We start from the raw sequence: 15,526 nt of genomic DNA on the forward strand, positions 1-15,526 counted from the left end.
GCTGCCCCCGGGCCCCCGCGCCTCAAACGCCGGCGGGGCTGGAAGAGCGGGGCTCCGCCCCCGGGTCCCCGCGCCTCAAACGCCGGCGGGGCTGGAAGAGCGGGGCTCCGCCCCGGGCCCCGCGCCTCAAACGCCGGCGGGGCTGGAAGAGCGGGGCCCCGCCCCGGGCGAAGGTCGGGGCTCCGCCCCGGGGCCCGTGCGTCGAGTGCAGGCCGGGTCAGGTCCAGTGGGTGGGGCGGGTGAGGGTGCGGGGGATGTGGGTCTTCGGGTCGCCGTGGGCCGCGTTCAGTTGGGGCTGGGTGAGGAAGACGGCTCCGCGGAGGTCCGCGCCGCGCAGGTTCGCGTCGCGGAGGTCCGCGCCGATCAGGTCGGCGGTGCGCAGGTCGGCGCGGGAGAGGTCGGCGGCGATCAGGTAGGCGCCGCGGAGGTTCGCCCCGCGCAGGTTCGCCCCGGAGAGGCGGGCGCCCATCAGGTCGGCGCCGCGGTGGTTCTTCTTGCGGCCCGGGACCTTGGCGCGGACCAGCTCGCTGGTCTTCAGGAGCAGCGTGTTGATCCGTCCCCGCAGGGCCGTGACGTCCAGGTCCGCGAGGGCGGCGGCGTCGGCGCGCGTCCACTGCTCCGTCTCGGCGAGCACGCGGCGCAGCTCGGGGTGGACCGGGGCGGCGTCGGGGAGGGCCAGCGCCTGGTCCACGTAGAAGAGCAGCTCGTGCAGCTGTCGCATCACCGGGAAGACGTCGAACATCTCGCCGCGGGTCTCGGGGTGGGTGCGCCAATCGCGGCCGCCGAAGGTGACCTGGGAGACCTGCTGGCCCGCGCCGAAGCAGTCGAAGACGGTGCAGCCCGGGAAGCCCTGGTCGCGCAGCCGGGTGTGGATGCCGCAGCGGAAGTCCTCCCGGAGGTTCTTGCAGGGGGTTCCGGCGGGCTTGTTCACGGCGAAGTCGGTGGACTTGGCGAAGGGCAGGGCGACGCAGCAGAGCGCGAAGCAGTTCGCGCAGTCGGCTTGCAGGAGGGGCAGGCTGTGGGACACGCCTTCATTGTCGTCGGTCGGACGCGGTGAGGCGCATCCGGTGGACGCTCCAGGGCGTGCCGTCGACGGTCTCGACGGCTTCGAGGGTCGCCGTCGTGCGGAAGCCGAGCTTCTCGTAGATGCGCAGCGCCGCCGTGTTGTGGGTCCACACGCCCAGGGCGATCTCCGGGAGGGCCAGCTCGTCGAAGCCGACGGAGACGGCGAGGGAGACGAGCCGCTCGCCCAGACCCCGGCCGCGGGCCCCGGGGGCGATCAGGACGCGGCCCAGGCGGCCGTCGGCGAGGGAGACGTGCCCGAGCGGGGTGCCGTCCGGGGACACCCCGGTCCACGTGCGGCGGCCGGGCTCGGCGGCATACGCGATGAGCTGGGCGTCGTCCAGGGGCCAGCGGAAGTTCGGACCGGCCCAGGTCATGAGGTCGGTGGGGCCCGAGAGCCAGCTGCGCAGCGTGGGGGCGTCGGCGGCCGGGTGGAACGGGCGCAGGGCGAGGGGCTGTGGAAGGTCCATGCCTCAAGTGTGTGCCACGGGAAGGGGGTTGATCGAGAGGGGAGGGGCGGCGAGCATCGCCGTATGACAGAAGTGATCGCAGTCGCCGTCATCACCATGCTCGCCGTGATCAGTCCGGGTGCGGACTTCGCCATGGTCGTGCGCAACAGCTATCTCTACGGGCGGCCCACGGGGCTGTTCGCCGCAGCCGGGGTCGCGGCCGGGGTGCTGGTCCACGTCTCGTACACGATGCTGGGGGTCGGTCTGCTGATCGCCTCCTCCACCGCGCTGTTCACCGTGATCAAGCTGGCGGGTGCGGCGTATCTGGTGTGGATCGGGATACGGACCTTCCGGGCGCGGGCGGAGGTGACCGTGGACCTGGAGTCGAAGCCGCAGCTGACCCGGCTGGGGGCGATGCGGTCGGGGTTCCTGACCAACGTGCTCAATCCGAAGACGACGTTGTTCGTGGTGTCGACCTTCACGCAGGTGGTCGATCCGGGGACGCCGCTGTGGCAGCAGGCCGGCTACGGGCTGTTCATGTCGGCGGCGCACCTGGGGTGGTTCGGCGCGGTGGCGGTGTTCTTCTCCGTCTCCAGTCTGCGTGATCGGATGCTGAAGGCGCAGAAGACGCTGAACCGGGCCATCGGGTCGGTGCTGGTGGGGCTGGGGGTGGGGCTGGGGTTCGCCCGCTGACCCTTCGCGGAGGGCTGGTGGACGTGGTTACCAGTCGGTAGCGTGACGGTCATGGGTACTGCCGAGGGGTGCGAGGGGTTCTTCGAGCGGGTCGGTCCCGGGCGGTTCCGGGCCACCGAGTACACGCGCGGGCCGTGGGACGCGGGCTCGCAGCACGCCGGTCCGCCGGCCGCGCTGCTGGGGCGGGCCGTCGAGGAGCGGCCGGGTGCGCGCGCGGACATGCGGATCGCCCGGATCACCTACGAGATCCTGCGCCCGGTGCCGATCGGCGAGCTGGAGGTCACCACCGGCGTGCTGCGCTCGGGGCGCAGCACCGAGGTGGTCGAGGCGGCGCTCGGCCCGGTGGGCGCGCCGCCCGTGATGCTGGCGCGGGCCCTGCGGATCCGGGTCGCCGAGGAGTCGGTACCGGCCGTGGTGAGCGGGCCGCAGCTGCCGGCGCCGGGCGAGGTGGAGGTGACGCCGTTCTTCCCGGTGCCGTGGGAGACCGGCTACCACTCGGCGATGGAGACCCGGTTCACCGAGGGCGCCTTCGTCGAACCGGGCCCCGGCACGTGCTGGATGCGGATGAAGGTGCCGCTGATCGCCGGGGAGGAGACCAGGCCGCTGGACCGGGTGCTGATCGCCGCCGACTCGGGCAACGGGATCAGCGCGGTGATGGACTTCGGGGCGTACGTCTTCATCAACAGCGACCTGACCGTCCACCTGCACCGCCACCCGGTGGGCGAGTGGGCGTGCGTGCAGGCCCGTACGAGCGTGGACGCGGCCGGCATCGGCCTGGCGGACGCGCAGCTCCACGACGAGAAGGGCCCGATCGGGCGGAGCGCGCAGAGCCTGTACGTCGCGCCGCGCGCATAAGCGCTCCCGGCGCCGCGGTCGCGGCCGTTTTCCTTCTCAACCCGGCGCCGTGGCACGCAAGTCGGTATGGCAGGCTCGTGCCAATGGAGCCGTTGAGAGAGGTCGACCCCGCCCGGATCGGGGCGCACGCGCTGCTGGCCCGGCTCGGCGCCGGAGGAATGGGGCAGGTGTACCTCGGGCGCTCGCCCGGCGGGCGCCTGGTGGCGGTCAAGGTGATCCGGGACGAGATCACGGGCCACCCCGAGGCCCTGACCCGGTTCCGGCGGGAGGCCGAGACCGTGCGCGCCGTGCGGTCGGCGTACACGGCGAACCTGATCGACGCGTCGCTGGCGGCGCCGCCGTTCTGGCTGGCGACGGAGTACGTGGCGGGCCCCACGCTCGGTCACGCCGTGGCGCGGCGGGGCGGTCTGCCCGCGGACACCTGCCGCCGGCTGTTCGCGGCCCTCGCGGAGGGGCTGGCGAGCGTCCACGCGTACGGGGTGACGCACCGGGACCTGAAGCCGCAGAACGTCATCCTGGGCGCGCAGGGCCCGCAGCTCATCGACTTCGGCATCGCGCGCGGCGTGGGCGAGACGGCCCTCACCCAGGACGGCCAGACCCCCGGAACGCCGGGGTACACCGCGCCCGAGGTGCTGCGCGGGGCCGAGGCGGGGGCCGCCGCGGACGTCTTCGCGCTGGGCGCGACGCTCGCGTACGCGGCGACCGGGCGGCCTCCGTTCGGCACGGGCGCCGCGACGAGCGTGAGCTACCGGGCCGTGCACGAGCCGGTCGACGTGGCCGGGGTGGAGCCGGGTCTGGCGGCGCTGATCGAGGCGTGCGTGGCGAAGGACCCGGCGGCCCGGCCCGCCCTGCCGGAGGTCATCGCCCGGTGCGGGGTGCGGGACGCGCTGGTCGACGATCCCGTGTACCTGGGGCTGGGCGCGCTGGGCGAGGCCGTACCGGTGCACGAGATGCGGACGCAGGGGCCGGGTCTCCCCCACGGCTACACGCCGACCGGCCACGCGGCTGCGGCCGCGACCCCGGCTGCGCCCCCGGCTACGCCCCCGGCCGCGCCCCCGGCGGGGCGTGGGCGGACGGGCGTGTGGGTGGCGGCCGTGGCGGTGGCCGCGGCGCTGTCGCTGGCCGCCTGGAAGCTGGCCCCGTTCGGCGGGGAGGACGGTGGGGCGGGCCGGGGCGAGGACGCCTCCGGGGGTGCCGCGAGCGCGTCTCCCCGAGTCCCGGGCGGGGGAGGCGTCGGCCCCGCGCCCTCCCCGTCCGCGAGCGCCGCCAAGCCGCCGGCCGAGTACATCGAGGGCAACCAGATCTCGCACTACTTCTGGCTGCCTTCCACCGACCCGGAGCGCGCGGCGCACGGCACCGGCGCATGCAACCTGGGGACGGAGCAGAAGCCGCCGGGTGCGGACTTCCAGGCGGGCGCCGAGGTTTCGGGCAAGTCCGTGAAGATCAGCATGCGCGTCAAGTACGCGGAGAACAGCCCGACCAAACCCGATCCGTACTACGTGTCGGTGGCGGTCAGGGCCCCGCACGACCTCGACCCGCAGACCGGACGGCCGTTCCCGATGGACAACCGGGCCGTGGGCTTCACCAGCAAGCCCGTCGACCTCTACGGCAAGTGGAAGACGGGCGAATACCTGACGCTCACGTATCCGGACGACTTCGCGGAGCACGTGAACGGCAAGACGTACCCCGGCGTGCCCCTGGCCAACGACCCGGGGGACTGGACGCTGGTCTTCTACCACGTCGAGGATGACCCTACGAAGTACGCGAGCATCCACTGCACGGGCTTCCGGGTGGAGTAAGTGGAGTAGCGGCTCCGGCGACACGGGCGATTCGCACGTGAAAGCGACGGGCATGGGGGAGGGTTGACGGGTGCGCAGATTCTGGATGGCCGGCGGGATCGGGATCGGGCTGTGTCTGACCTTCGTGGCGCTCCTCGTCGTGGGGACGTACTCGGCGGCGGCGGGGCTCGTGGGAGCGGGTGCCGGCGGCCGTGCCGTGGGCCTGACCAAGGGGGCCGTGCCCGCGAAGTACCAGGCGCTGGTGGAGAAGTGGGGCAACCTCTGCCCGGCCATCAGCCCGCCGATGCTGGCCGCGCAGCTGTACTCCGAGAGCGGCTGGAACCCGAGCGCCGTCAGTCCGGCGGACGCGCGGGGCATCGCCCAGTTCATCCCGGGCACCTGGGCCGGTCACGGCATCGACGGGGACGGGGACGGGGACCGGGACATCTGGGACCCGAACGACGCGATCCCCTCGGCCGCTTCGTACGACTGCGAGCTGGCCAGGGACGTGCGGAGCGTGCCCGGTGACGCGACGTCGAACATGCTGGCCGCCTACAACGCCGGCGCCTACGCGGTCATCAAGTACGGGGGAGTGCCGCCGTACAAGGAGACCCAGGGGTACGTGAAGGCGATCACGACGCTGGCGAAGAGCTTCGCGCGGCCCGTGGGCCGGGTGGCGCCCTCGCAACAGGCCGCCGGGGCGATCTACTTCGCGCAGAAGCAGCTGGGCACGCCGTACCTGTGGGGCGGCAACGGTACGCCCGACCAGGGCGGGCGGTTCGACTGTTCGGGGCTGACCAAGGCGGCGTACGAGACGGTCGGGATCCAGCTGCCGCGCGTGGCCAACGACCAGTACAACGCCGGTCCGCACCCCTCGCGTGACGAACTCCTCCCCGGAGACCTGGTGTTCTTCTCCGATGATCTGACGAACTCCCGGGAGATCCGGCACGTCGGGCTCTACGTGGGCGGCGGATACATGATCAACGCCCCTTACACGGGGGCGGTCATCCGCTTCGACAAGATCGACACTCCCGACTACTTCGGAGCGACCCGCGTGACGAAGGACGGGGCGGAGGCCCTTCCGGAGCGGTCGGCGGTCGGCGGGCCGGCTTAGCAACTCTCCGTGATGCAAAGGCCCTGAGCTGCGACGACCAGTCACTCTTCGATAACGTTGCCGTGATCATTCGGTGGAGAGTGGAACGCGGTCGTCAGAACGGGCGTTCCATGAACGCGGGGGTTGATCAAGTGGGTGTCGAAGGGGCGCACACCCGGGTGCGCCCGCAGGGGAACCACGGCAAGAGCAAGGGGCCGCGTCACCATGGCTGGACTCACAACAGGTGGGCCGAACGTGGATGTCAGCCTGCTGTACGAGGTCAACGGAGCGGCCCGGCGCGCCCCGTCGTGGCTGGACACGGCGGTGAGCCTGGCCGGTGAGTACGGGATCCTGTTGGCCCTGGTGCTCCTGGTGCTGTGGTGCTGGCGCGGCGCCCGGAGGCAGGACGAGACCGCCGCCGCCGAGACCTTCACCGCGCTCGTGTGGGCCCCCCTCGCCGCCGGCCTGGCCCTGCTCGTGAACGTACCGCTGCGTGAATTGGTCGGGCGTCAGCGGCCGTTCCGCCAGCACGAGGGGCTGCAGGTCCTCGACCCGGGCTGGGGAGTGGGGCTCGGGAACACCGAGTACTCCTTCGTCAGCGGCCACACCACCGTCGCGATGGCCCTGGGCGTGGGGCTGTTCGTCGCCCACCGCAAGCTCGGCCTCGCGGGGATCGGGCTGGCCCTGCTCGAAGGCCTCTGCCGCGTCTACATGGGCGTCCACTACCCCACCGACGTGATCGGCGGCCTCGCGCTCGGCACCGCCGTCGCCCTCGTCCTCGCACCGCTCGCGCTGGCACTGCTGAACCCGCTCGTCCGGGCGGTCGCCGCCTCCCCGCGCTTCGGCCGGCTCGTACGGGCCGGGGAGCGGGCGCGGCCCCTGCCGGTCGGCCTCGCGCAGCCCCGGACGCCGCCGGCGGGCCGGCGCACGCAGGACAGCGACCTCGCCGCCTGACGGGGCGCCTGCGGGCCCCTGAGGCTGGTCAGCCCGTCCCGTACGAGTCCCATACGGCGAGCAGCGCGGCCGTCAGCAGGCACAGCGCGGCCACCCCGAAGCACACCAGGACCGCCCGCGGGCGGGGCCGGGGCGTCACTGCTCGCCCGCGTCGGTGTCGCCCTCGCGGCGGTAGCGGGAGCGCAGCCACAGGCCGGTGGCCACGGCGGCGGCGGAGGTGAGCCCGATCGCCAGGGCCACGTCGGCGGGACCGTCCGCCGAGCCCACGGGTCTGGCCCAGGCCGCGGCGGCCGCGGCGGCCGGGGCGAACACGAGGAGCAGGGCCCAGAGGAGGGCCGCGAGACGGGCTGCGGAACCTGGCATGAGTCAAGGGCATCCGCTGCGGCGGCCCCCGGCCAGCCGGGCCGTCCGAACGGGCGAGACGTCCTAGGGGGTGTCCGGGGTCTGCGTGGTCTCCGCGGTCTGCAGGGCCTGGTGGCCGGTGGCGTCCTTGCGGGCCAGGTCGCGGGAGCGGCGGGCCGGGCCCTTCCAGCCGCAGGAGCAGACGGCCAGGCAGAAGGATCCGCGGTCGGCGGTGGATGTGGTGTGGGCGGTCGGCGGCTGTGGCTGCGGCCGCGGGGGCGGTACGGCGTCCAGCGGAGGGACCGGGGTCGCGTCGATGTGCGGTTCCACTTCTCCACGGTACCCGGGGCACTCGGGGGGCGGGCAAGGCGTGCCCCCGTGACGGGAAACCCGGGGCCTCGTTAAGCGGAGCGGGTGGGGGCCTCGGGCAAACAGCGGTCATGCGTTGGGGGTTGGCAGGCGATGGTGGTTCACCGGCACAGGCGGCTGCGCGGGCGCGCGGCTGAGGTGGTGCTCGCCGCCGGAGTCACCCTGGCGGTCACGGCGACGGGCGGGTGCGCCGCCGGCGGCGGCGGAAGCGACGACCGGTCCCCGGCGGAGGCCTCGGCGGCGGTACGCGGCGCCGCGGACGCCCTGGCGCGCACGGGCAGCGCCCGGGCCCGTACGGCCATGGAGATGGCGACCGGCGGGACCCGGGTCACCATCCGCGGCGAGGGCGGCGTCGACTTCAAGAAGCGGATGGGGCAGCTCCTGGTGCTGCTCCCGGCCGACGTGAAGGGCGAGGACGAGCACCGGCCCATCACCGAGCTCCTCGTGCCCGGCGCGCTCTACATGAAGAACCGCGGCGCGGGCGTCCCCGCCGACAAGTGGGTGCGCGTCGACACCACGACCCTCGCCGACGGGAACCTGGTCACCGGCGGGGCAACCGACCCGCTGATCGCGGCCGAGCTGCTGCGGGCCGCGCAGGGGGTGACGTACGTGGGGGAGACCGAGGTGGCGGGCACCAAGGTGCGGCACTACCGGGGGACCACCGACATCGGGCGGGCCGCCGGGAGCGCGTCGGCGGAGATGCGCGGTGCGCTGCAGGCCGCGGCGAAAGGGTTCAGCAAGGACACGGTGCCCTTCGACGCCTACCTGGACGAGGAGGGGCGGCTGCGGAAGGTCAGGCACCGCTTCACCTACGTCAACAATGGCGTGATCGATGTGTCGTCGACCACGCTGCTGTACGGATTCGGGACGCCGGTGACCGTCGTATTGCCCGCGAGCGGGGACATTTACGCCGGAAAGATCGCCGACTAGCGGGGCGGGCGGGCCGGGAGCGGCGCGATCGGGCCATGGCCGGGTATCCGGAAATGGTCCATCCGTGTCATGCGGGGGGAGGGGCGTCCTCCCTACGCTGAGAAGCCGGGCGCCGGCAAGTGGTGCGGCATGACCGACGACGGCCGGTGGCCGGTGGCAGATTGAGGTGACACGCGTGACTCCCGCAGGCGGTACGACGGTGCAGGACCACGTGGCGCTCGCCGAGATCGAACTGTGCGGTGAGCTGATCATCGCCGCGTCCGCGGCCGCCGAGGAACGTCTGAGCCTGGACCGCATCGACGAAGTCCTGCTGGGCCGGTAGCTCCCGCCCGCAGCCGGTTGCTCCCGCCCGCCGCCGGCGGGCGGGGCCGGGCGGCTCAGGTGCGCAGGAGCCGCGCGATGGCCTTGGTGGCCTCCTCGACCTTGGCGTCGATCTCGGCGCCGCCCTTGACCGCCGCGTCGGCGACGCAGTGGCGCAGGTGCTCCTCCAGCAGCTGGAGTGCGAAGGACTGCAGCGCCTTCGTGCTCGCCGAGACCTGGGTGAGTATGTCGATGCAGTAGACGTCCTCGTCGACGAGCCGCTGCAGGCCGCGGATCTGGCCCTCGATCCGGCGCAGCCGCTTGAGGTGCTCGTCCTTCTGGTGGTGGTAGCCGTGGACGGCCCCGCCGTCGTGGGAGGTGCCGGGGGTGGCCGCCGTGCCGGTTCCGGCTCCGGTGCCCTCCGCCTCGATGGTCGTCATACGTCCTCCCGTGGTCGAACGAGCGAGGGGGATGGATACCCCTCATGGGTATAGGATACCGGGCTCGCGCCCGAGGAGCAGGGGCCCGTGTTCCTCACTCTGCCTGATGGAGGACACTGGGGAACCGTCGGTTAGCCGTGGCCGGGGGATGCGCCTAGCATCAGCCTGACCGAATCCAATGCACCCCGAGGACCTCACGTGCGATTTCGTCTGACCCCCAGGGAGACGAGCTTCTACGACATGTTCGCCGCATCCGCGGACAACATCGTCACGGGCTCCAAGCTCCTGATGGAACTGCTCGGAGCGGACTCGTCCGCCCGGGCCGAGATCGCGGAACGGATGCGGGCGGCGGAGCACGCGGGGGACGACGCGACACACGCGATCTTCCACCAGCTGAACTCCTCCTTCATCACGCCGTTCGACCGCGAGGACATCTACTCCCTGGCGTCGTCGCTCGACGACATCATGGACTTCATGGAGGAGGCCGTCGACCTCGTCGTCCTCTACAACGTCGAGGAGCTCCCCAAGGGCGTCGAGCAGCAGATCGAGGTGCTGGCGCGGGCGGCGGAGCTGACCGCCGAGGCGATGCCGCACCTGCGGACGATGGACAACCTCACCGAGTACTGGATCGAGGTCAACCGCCTTGAGAACCAGGCCGACCAGATCCACCGCAAGCTGCTCGCGCACCTGTTCAACGGCAAGTACGACGCCATCGAGGTGCTGAAGCTCAAGCAGATCGTCGACGTGCTCGAAGAGGCGGCCGACGCGTTCGAGCACGTCGCGAACACGGTGGAGACCATCGCGGTCAAGGAGTCCTGAACCTCGTGGACACCTTCGCACTGGTCGTGACCATCGGCGTCGCGCTCGGTTTCACGTATACGAACGGTTTTCACGACTCCGCGAACGCGATCGCGACGTCCGTCTCCACGCGGGCCCTGACCCCGCGTGCGGCGCTCGCGATGGCGGCCGTGATGAACCTCGCAGGCGCGTTCCTGGGCAGCGGGGTGGCCAAGACGGTCAGCAGCGGCCTGATCGAGACGCCCACGGGGTCCACGGGCATGTGGATCCTCTTCGCGGCGCTGGTCGGCGCGATCGTCTGGAACCTGATCACCTGGTACTTCGGTCTGCCCTCGTCCTCCTCGCACGCCCTCTTCGGCGGCATGGTGGGTGCGGCGCTGGCCGGCGGCACGGAGGTCATCTGGTCGGGCGTGGTCGACAAGGTCGTCATCCCGATGTTCGCCTCGCCGGTCGTCGGCCTGATCGCCGGGTTCCTGGTGATGGTGGTCATCCTGTGGATGTTCCGCCGCGCCAACCCGCACAAGGCCAAGCACGGCTTCCGTATCGCGCAGACCGTCTCGGCCGCGGCCATGGCGCTCGGCCACGGCCTCCAGGACGCGCAGAAGACGATGGGCATCGTCGTGATGGCGCTGGTCATCGCGGACGTCCAGACCGCCGACGACCCGATCCCGGTCTGGGTCAAGATCGTGTGTGCCGTGATGCTGTCGCTGGGTACGTACGCGGGCGGCTGGCGCATCATGCGTACGCTCGGCCGCAAGATCATCGAGCTGGACCCGCCGCAGGGCTTCGCGGCGGAGACCACCGGCGCCTCGATCATGTTCGGCTCCGCCTACCTCTTCCACGCGCCGATCTCCACCACCCACGTGATCACCTCGGCGATCATGGGCGTGGGTGCGACGAAGCGCGTGAACGCGGTGCGCTGGGGCGTCGCCAAGAACATCATCCTGGGCTGGTTCATCACCATGCCGGCCGCGGCGCTGGTCGCGGCGGTCAGCTTCTGGATCGTGAACCTGGCCTTCGGCTAGGGGGTGTCCGGCCCTGATCCGCCGGGCACCCCTAAGTCCGGTCGTACGGACACGAAAGCGGGCCGGCTCCCCCCACCCAGGGGGAGCCGGCCCTCTTTCTTTCTTCCGTCCCGCGGTGGCACCGCCATGCAGCACCGCGGGACGTCTCGCACATCTCGCTCTAGCCGAAGCGGCCCGAGATGTAGTCCTCGGTCGCCTGCACGGACGGGTTGGAGAAGATCCGGTCCGTGTCGTCGATCTCGATGAGCTTGCCGGGCTGGCCGACCGCCGAGAGGTTGAAGAAGGCGGTCCGGTCGGAGACGCGGGCGGCCTGCTGCATGTTGTGCGTCACGATGACGATCGTGAAGCGCTCCTTCAGCTCGCCGATCAGGTCCTCGATCGCCAGGGTGGAGATCGGGTCCAGGGCCGAGCAGGGCTCGTCCATCAGCAGGACCTGGGGCTCGACCGCGATGGCGCGGGCGATGCACAGACGCTGCTGCTGGCCGCCGGAGAGGCCCGAGCCGGGCTTGTTCAGGCGGTCCTTGACCTCGTTCCAGAGGTTGGCGCCCTGCAGGGACCTCTCGACGATGTCGCCGAGCTCGGACTTCTTGAAGTTGCCGTTCAGCCGCAGGCCCGCCGCCACGTTGTCGAAGATCGACATGGTGGGGAAGGGGTTCGGGCGCTGGAAGACCATGCCGACCGTGCGGCGTACCGCGACGGGGTCCACGCCGGCGCCGTAGAGGTTCTCGTCGTCCAGCATGACCTTGCCCTCGACGCGGCCGCCGGGGGTGACCTCGTGCATGCGGTTGAGGGTGCGCAGGAAGGTGGACTTGCCGCAGCCGGAGGGACCGATGAAGGCGGTCACCGAGCGGGGTTCAACGGTCATCGAGATGTCGTCGATGGCCTTGTGGCTGCCGTAGAAGGCGGACAGTCCGCTGACGTCGATTCGCTTCGCCATGAGGGGTCACTTCGCTTTCATACAGTCGCGTCAGCGACCGGTCTTCGGGGCCTTCCAGCGGGCGATGCCGCGGGCCACCAGATTGAGGATCATGACGAAGGCGATCAGGACGAGCGCTGCGGCCCATGCCCGGTCGTAGGAGGCGTCACTGCCGACCTTGTACTGCTCCCAAATGTAGAGCGGGAGCGAGGACTGGGCGCCTTCGAAGGGGTTGCCGTTGATCAGCTGGGTGCCGAAGACCAGCAGCATGATCGGGGCGGTCTCACCGGCGATGCGGGCGACGGCCAGCATCAGACCGGTGGCGATGCCGCCGATGGCGGTGGGGAGGACGACCTTGAGGATCACGCGCCACTTCGGCACACCGAGGGCCAGGGCGGCCTCGCGCAGCTCGTTCGGGACGAGCTTGAGCATCTCCTCGGTGGAGCGGACCACGACGGGCATCATCAGGATCGACAGGGCCATCGCGCCGGCGAAGCCGGAGGGTCCGAAGCCGAGCGCCAGGTTCCAGGTCGTCAGGATGAACAGGCCCGCGACGATGGAGGGGATGCCGGTCATGACGTCGACGAAGAAGGTCACGGCCTTGGCGAGCGTGCCCTTGCCGTACTCGACCAGGTAGACGGCGGTCAACAGGCCGATCGGGGCCGCGATCAGGGTGGCCAGGGCGATCTGCTCGATGGTGCCGAGCAGCGCGTGGTAGACGCCGCCGCCCTCCTCGAAGCTGGTCACGCCGTTCATCGAGTGGCTGAGGAAGTCGGCGCTGAAGACCTCGATGCCGCGGCTGATCGTGGTCCAGATCAGCGAGAGCAGCGGGATGACCGCGAGGACGAAGGAGACCCACACGACGGAGGTCGCGATGCGGTCCTTGGCCTGGCGGCGGTTCTCGACCACCGCGCTGGCGGTGTACGTGATCACGACGAACAGGATGGCCGCGATCAGACCCCACTGGATCTTGCTGTGGAGGTCGAAGACGACGCCGATGCCGCTGCCGAGGGCGATCGAGAGGACCGCGATGCCGGCCGGGGCCCAGCGGGGCAGGCCGCCTCGGGTGAGGCTGGTGGGAGCGGCGGACCGGGGGGCCCGGGAGGGCCGCTGGTCCTGGAGTGCGTGGCTCATCAGGCGTTCGCCCCCGAGAAGTCCTTGCGGCGAGCGATGATCAGGCGAGCTGCACCGTTGACCAGCAGGGTGAGCAGGAAGAGGACCAGACCGGAGGCGATCAGCGCGTCCCGGCCGAACTCGTTGGCCTCGTCGAACTTCGCGGCGATGTTCTGCGCGAACGTGCCGCCGCCGGGGTCGAGGATGTGGCCGGAGATCAGGAAGCTCGGCGAGAGGACGGTGGCGACGGCCATGGTCTCGCCGAGCGCGCGGCCGAGGCCGAGCATCGAGGCGGAGATGACGCCGGAGCGGCCGAAGGGCAGCACGGACATCCGGATGACCTCCCAGCGGGTCGCGCCGAGGGCCAGGGCGGCCTCCTCGTTCATGCGCGGGACCTGGAGGAAGACCTCGCGGCTGACGCTGGTCACGATCGGCAGGATCATGATCGCGAGCAGGATGCCGACGGTGAAGAGCGAACGCGCCACGCCGACCTGGGTCTTGTCGAAGACGTAGGTCCAGCCCAGGTACTCGTCGAGCCAGAGGTTCAGGCCCGCCAGCTGCGGGACGAGGAAGAGGGCGCCCCAGATGCCGTAGATGATCGACGGCACGGCGGCCAGCAGGTCGACCACGTACGCGATGGGGGCGGCGAGCCTGCGCGGCGCGTAGTGCGAGATGAAGAGGGCGATGCCGACGGCGATCGGAACCGCGATGACCATCGCGATGATCGAGCTGACGACGGTGCCGAAGAGCAGGACGGCGATGCCGAAGACGGGCGGGTTGGCCGACGCGTTCCAGTCGAAGGTGGTGAGGAAGTTCCCCTCGTTCTTCGACAGTGCGATCGAGGCGCGGTAGGTGAGGAAGACGGCGATCGACGCCATGATCACCAGGAGCAGGATGCCGGAGCCCTTGGAGAGCCCCGCGAAGATCTTGTCACCGGCGCGGCCGGTGGACCTCTTGCTCGTGGAGACAGGCGGAGCCGTGTCTATCTGGGTGGGTGTGGTGGAAGCCATGGTCTTTCCGGTCTGTGTGGGGGGCAGGCCCCCTGGCGGCGGTGCACCGGATTCCCCCGGGTGGAGGGGAAGGGTCCCCGGGGCCGGCCCGCCCCGTCCCCGGACGGGGGGAGGAGGCGGACCGGGCCCCGGAGCTCAGGACTAGCTCAGCGAGTTGACGACCTCGCGGACCTTGGCGTTGATCTCGGCCGGGATCGGCGCGTAGCCGTTCTCCAGGAGGACCTTCTGGCCCGCGTCGGACGCGGTGTAGTTCAGGAAGGACTTGACGGTGGGCAGGGTCTCCGCCTTGTTGCCCTTGTCGCAGACGACCTCGTAGGTGACCAGGACGATCGGGTAGGCGCCCTCGGCCTTGGTGGTGTAGTCGAGCTTGAGGGCCAGGTCCGAGCCGGTGCCGGCGATCTTGGCGGCGGCGATGGCCTTGGAGGCGTTCTCGCCGGTGGCCTTGACCGGGGCGGCGGCACCCGTGTTCAGGTCGACCGTCTTGATGCCCTGGGCGCTGGCGTAGGAGAGCTCGAAGTAGCCGATGGCGCCGTCGACCTGCTTGACCTGGGTCGCGACACCGGAGGAGCCGGAGGCGCCGAGGCCGCCCGGGGCCGGCCACTTCTTCGCGGCCTCGTACGGCCACGCGTCACCGGCGGTGGCCTTGAGGTACTTGCCGAGGTTCTCGGTGGTGCCCGAGTCCTCGGAGCGGTGGAAGTGCTGGATCGCGGTGGAGGGGAGCGTGACGCCGGGGTTCAGCTTCTTGATCGCCTCGTCGTCCCACTTCTTGATCTTGTCGTTGAAGATGTTGGCGATCGTGGCGGCGTCAAGGTTCAGCTTGTCCACGCCCGCGACGTTGAAACCGAGGGCGATCGGGCCGCCGACCATGGGCAGGTCGATGCCCTGGCCGCCGGTGCAGATCTTCTTCGACTCCTCGACCTGCTCCGGCTTCAGCGCCGAGTCGGAGCCGGCGAAGCCGACGGTGCCCTGGTTGAACGCGACGATGCCCTCACCGGAGGAGGAGGACTTGTAGTTGACCTCGACGCCGGAGCAGGCGGCCATGTAGTTCTTCACCCACAGGTCGACCGCGTTCTTCTGCGCGGAGGAGCCGGAGGCGAGCAGCTTGCCCTTGGCGCCCTCGCACTTGATGTCGCCGGCGGCCGGAGCGGCGGCCTTGGTGGCGCCGTCGCCGGTCTTGGTGTTGTCGTCCGAGCCGCACGCCGTGAGGACCAGGGCGCCGGACACGACAAGCGCACCGAGGGCGGAGGCACGAAGCATGTTCTTGCGCTGAAGCTTCACTTTCGGGTGTTCCTTCCAGAAGCCGCCGGCCGCTTTCCGTTCGTACCGGGCGGCGTGCGAAGAGGACTACTACGTCGGGTCGCGCGGTCCGGCCGCCCCTCTGCGAGCAGCCGTCTCCGTG

18 protein-coding genes are annotated in these 15,526 nt (G+C 71.1%); 9 read left to right on the forward strand and 9 right to left on the reverse strand.

Annotation, left to right across the window (positions count from 1 at the left end; translation table 11 throughout):
* Positions 1-217 precede the first annotated feature (217 nt).
* Positions 218-1,027, reverse strand: a complete 810-nt coding sequence (locus IG86_RS0128680) for a pentapeptide repeat-containing protein (RefSeq protein WP_030823121.1) — start codon at positions 1,025-1,027, stop codon at positions 218-220.
* A gap of 4 nt (positions 1,028-1,031) precedes the next feature.
* Positions 1,032-1,532 carry a GNAT family N-acetyltransferase gene (locus IG86_RS0128685; RefSeq protein WP_051785485.1) on the reverse strand — a complete coding sequence of 167 codons (501 nt, stop codon included), beginning with the start codon at positions 1,530-1,532 and terminating at the stop codon, positions 1,032-1,034.
* A 63-nt stretch (positions 1,533-1,595) separates the two neighbouring features.
* On the opposite strand from IG86_RS0128685, the gene IG86_RS0128690 reads away from it, so the two are divergent.
* The 5 genes from IG86_RS0128690 (at position 1,596) to IG86_RS0128710 (ending at position 6,884) form a co-directional block, all read left to right on the forward strand.
* Positions 1,596-2,204, forward strand: a complete 609-nt coding sequence (locus IG86_RS0128690; protein ID WP_030823127.1) for a LysE family translocator — start codon at positions 1,596-1,598, stop codon at positions 2,202-2,204.
* A 51-nt stretch (positions 2,205-2,255) separates the two neighbouring features.
* Complete coding sequence (locus IG86_RS0128695; protein ID WP_030823130.1) at positions 2,256-3,059, forward strand: thioesterase family protein; 804 nt, start codon at positions 2,256-2,258, stop codon at positions 3,057-3,059.
* Positions 3,060-3,142: 83 nt separating this feature from the next.
* Entirely contained in the window at positions 3,143-4,858 is a 1,716-nt protein-coding gene (locus IG86_RS0128700) for a serine/threonine-protein kinase (protein WP_030823133.1), read from the forward strand.
* Between the two features lie 85 nt (positions 4,859-4,943).
* Positions 4,944-5,951: a C40 family peptidase gene (locus tag IG86_RS0128705; RefSeq protein WP_030823136.1), complete on the forward strand. Its 1,008-nt coding sequence runs from the start codon at positions 4,944-4,946 to the stop codon at positions 5,949-5,951.
* Between the two features lie 204 nt (positions 5,952-6,155).
* Positions 6,156-6,884: a phosphatase PAP2 family protein gene (locus IG86_RS0128710; protein ID WP_030900733.1), complete on the forward strand. Its 729-nt coding sequence runs from the start codon at positions 6,156-6,158 to the stop codon at positions 6,882-6,884.
* A gap of 135 nt (positions 6,885-7,019) precedes the next feature.
* Here IG86_RS0128710 and IG86_RS0128720 read toward each other — a convergent pair whose 3' ends face one another.
* The gene (locus tag IG86_RS0128720) at positions 7,020-7,247 is read right to left on the reverse strand and encodes a hypothetical protein (RefSeq protein WP_030823142.1); all 228 of its coding nucleotides are present in this window, start codon (positions 7,245-7,247) and stop codon (positions 7,020-7,022) included.
* Between the two features lie 63 nt (positions 7,248-7,310).
* Entirely contained in the window at positions 7,311-7,556 is a 246-nt protein-coding gene (locus IG86_RS39210; protein ID WP_037848454.1) for a hypothetical protein, read from the reverse strand.
* Between the two features lie 132 nt (positions 7,557-7,688).
* Between IG86_RS39210 and IG86_RS0128730 the strand changes: the two genes are divergently transcribed.
* Positions 7,689-8,525: an SCO4651 family lipoprotein gene (locus tag IG86_RS0128730; RefSeq protein WP_030900738.1), complete on the forward strand. Its 837-nt coding sequence runs from the start codon at positions 7,689-7,691 to the stop codon at positions 8,523-8,525.
* 175 nt (positions 8,526-8,700) lie between these two features.
* On the forward strand, positions 8,701-8,847 hold the full coding sequence (locus tag IG86_RS43725) for a hypothetical protein (RefSeq protein ID WP_167751170.1): 147 nt from the start codon (positions 8,701-8,703) through the stop codon (positions 8,845-8,847).
* A 55-nt stretch (positions 8,848-8,902) separates the two neighbouring features.
* On the opposite strand, the gene IG86_RS0128740 is transcribed toward IG86_RS43725, so the two are convergent.
* Positions 8,903-9,265: a metal-sensitive transcriptional regulator gene (locus IG86_RS0128740; RefSeq protein WP_030823148.1), complete on the reverse strand. Its 363-nt coding sequence runs from the start codon at positions 9,263-9,265 to the stop codon at positions 8,903-8,905.
* A 198-nt stretch (positions 9,266-9,463) separates the two neighbouring features.
* Here IG86_RS0128740 and IG86_RS0128745 point away from each other — a divergent pair, with 198 nt between their 5' ends.
* Both IG86_RS0128745 and IG86_RS0128750 read left to right on the forward strand, forming a co-directional pair.
* Positions 9,464-10,084 carry a DUF47 domain-containing protein gene (locus IG86_RS0128745; protein ID WP_028797706.1) on the forward strand — a complete coding sequence of 207 codons (621 nt, stop codon included), beginning with the start codon at positions 9,464-9,466 and terminating at the stop codon, positions 10,082-10,084.
* Between the two features lie 5 nt (positions 10,085-10,089).
* Positions 10,090-11,088, forward strand: a complete 999-nt coding sequence (locus IG86_RS0128750; RefSeq protein ID WP_030823153.1) for an inorganic phosphate transporter — start codon at positions 10,090-10,092, stop codon at positions 11,086-11,088.
* A gap of 160 nt (positions 11,089-11,248) precedes the next feature.
* On the opposite strand, the gene pstB is transcribed toward IG86_RS0128750, so the two are convergent.
* The 4 genes from pstB to pstS all read right to left on the reverse strand — a co-directional run bounded on the left by pstB (position 11,249) and on the right by pstS (position 15,405).
* Positions 11,249-12,025, reverse strand: coding sequence for a phosphate ABC transporter ATP-binding protein PstB (gene pstB, locus IG86_RS0128755; RefSeq protein WP_030823157.1), 777 nt, complete (start codon positions 12,023-12,025; stop codon positions 11,249-11,251).
* Between the two features lie 30 nt (positions 12,026-12,055).
* A complete protein-coding gene (gene pstA, locus IG86_RS0128760) occupies positions 12,056-13,138 on the reverse strand; it encodes a phosphate ABC transporter permease PstA (protein ID WP_030900744.1) in 1,083 nt (360 codons plus the stop codon).
* Positions 13,138-14,127, reverse strand: coding sequence for a phosphate ABC transporter permease subunit PstC (gene pstC, locus IG86_RS0128765; RefSeq protein ID WP_030823163.1), 990 nt, complete (start codon positions 14,125-14,127; stop codon positions 13,138-13,140). The genes pstA and pstC overlap by 1 nt, the downstream gene beginning before the upstream one ends.
* Positions 14,128-14,268: 141 nt before the next feature.
* Complete coding sequence (gene pstS, locus IG86_RS0128770; protein WP_030823166.1) at positions 14,269-15,405, reverse strand: phosphate ABC transporter substrate-binding protein PstS; 1,137 nt, start codon at positions 15,403-15,405, stop codon at positions 14,269-14,271.
* Between the last annotated feature and the right edge of the window lie 121 nt (positions 15,406-15,526).

Source organism: Streptomyces virginiae (assembly GCF_000720455.1).
Classification (GTDB): Bacteria; Actinomycetota; Actinomycetes; order Streptomycetales; family Streptomycetaceae; genus Streptomyces; species Streptomyces virginiae.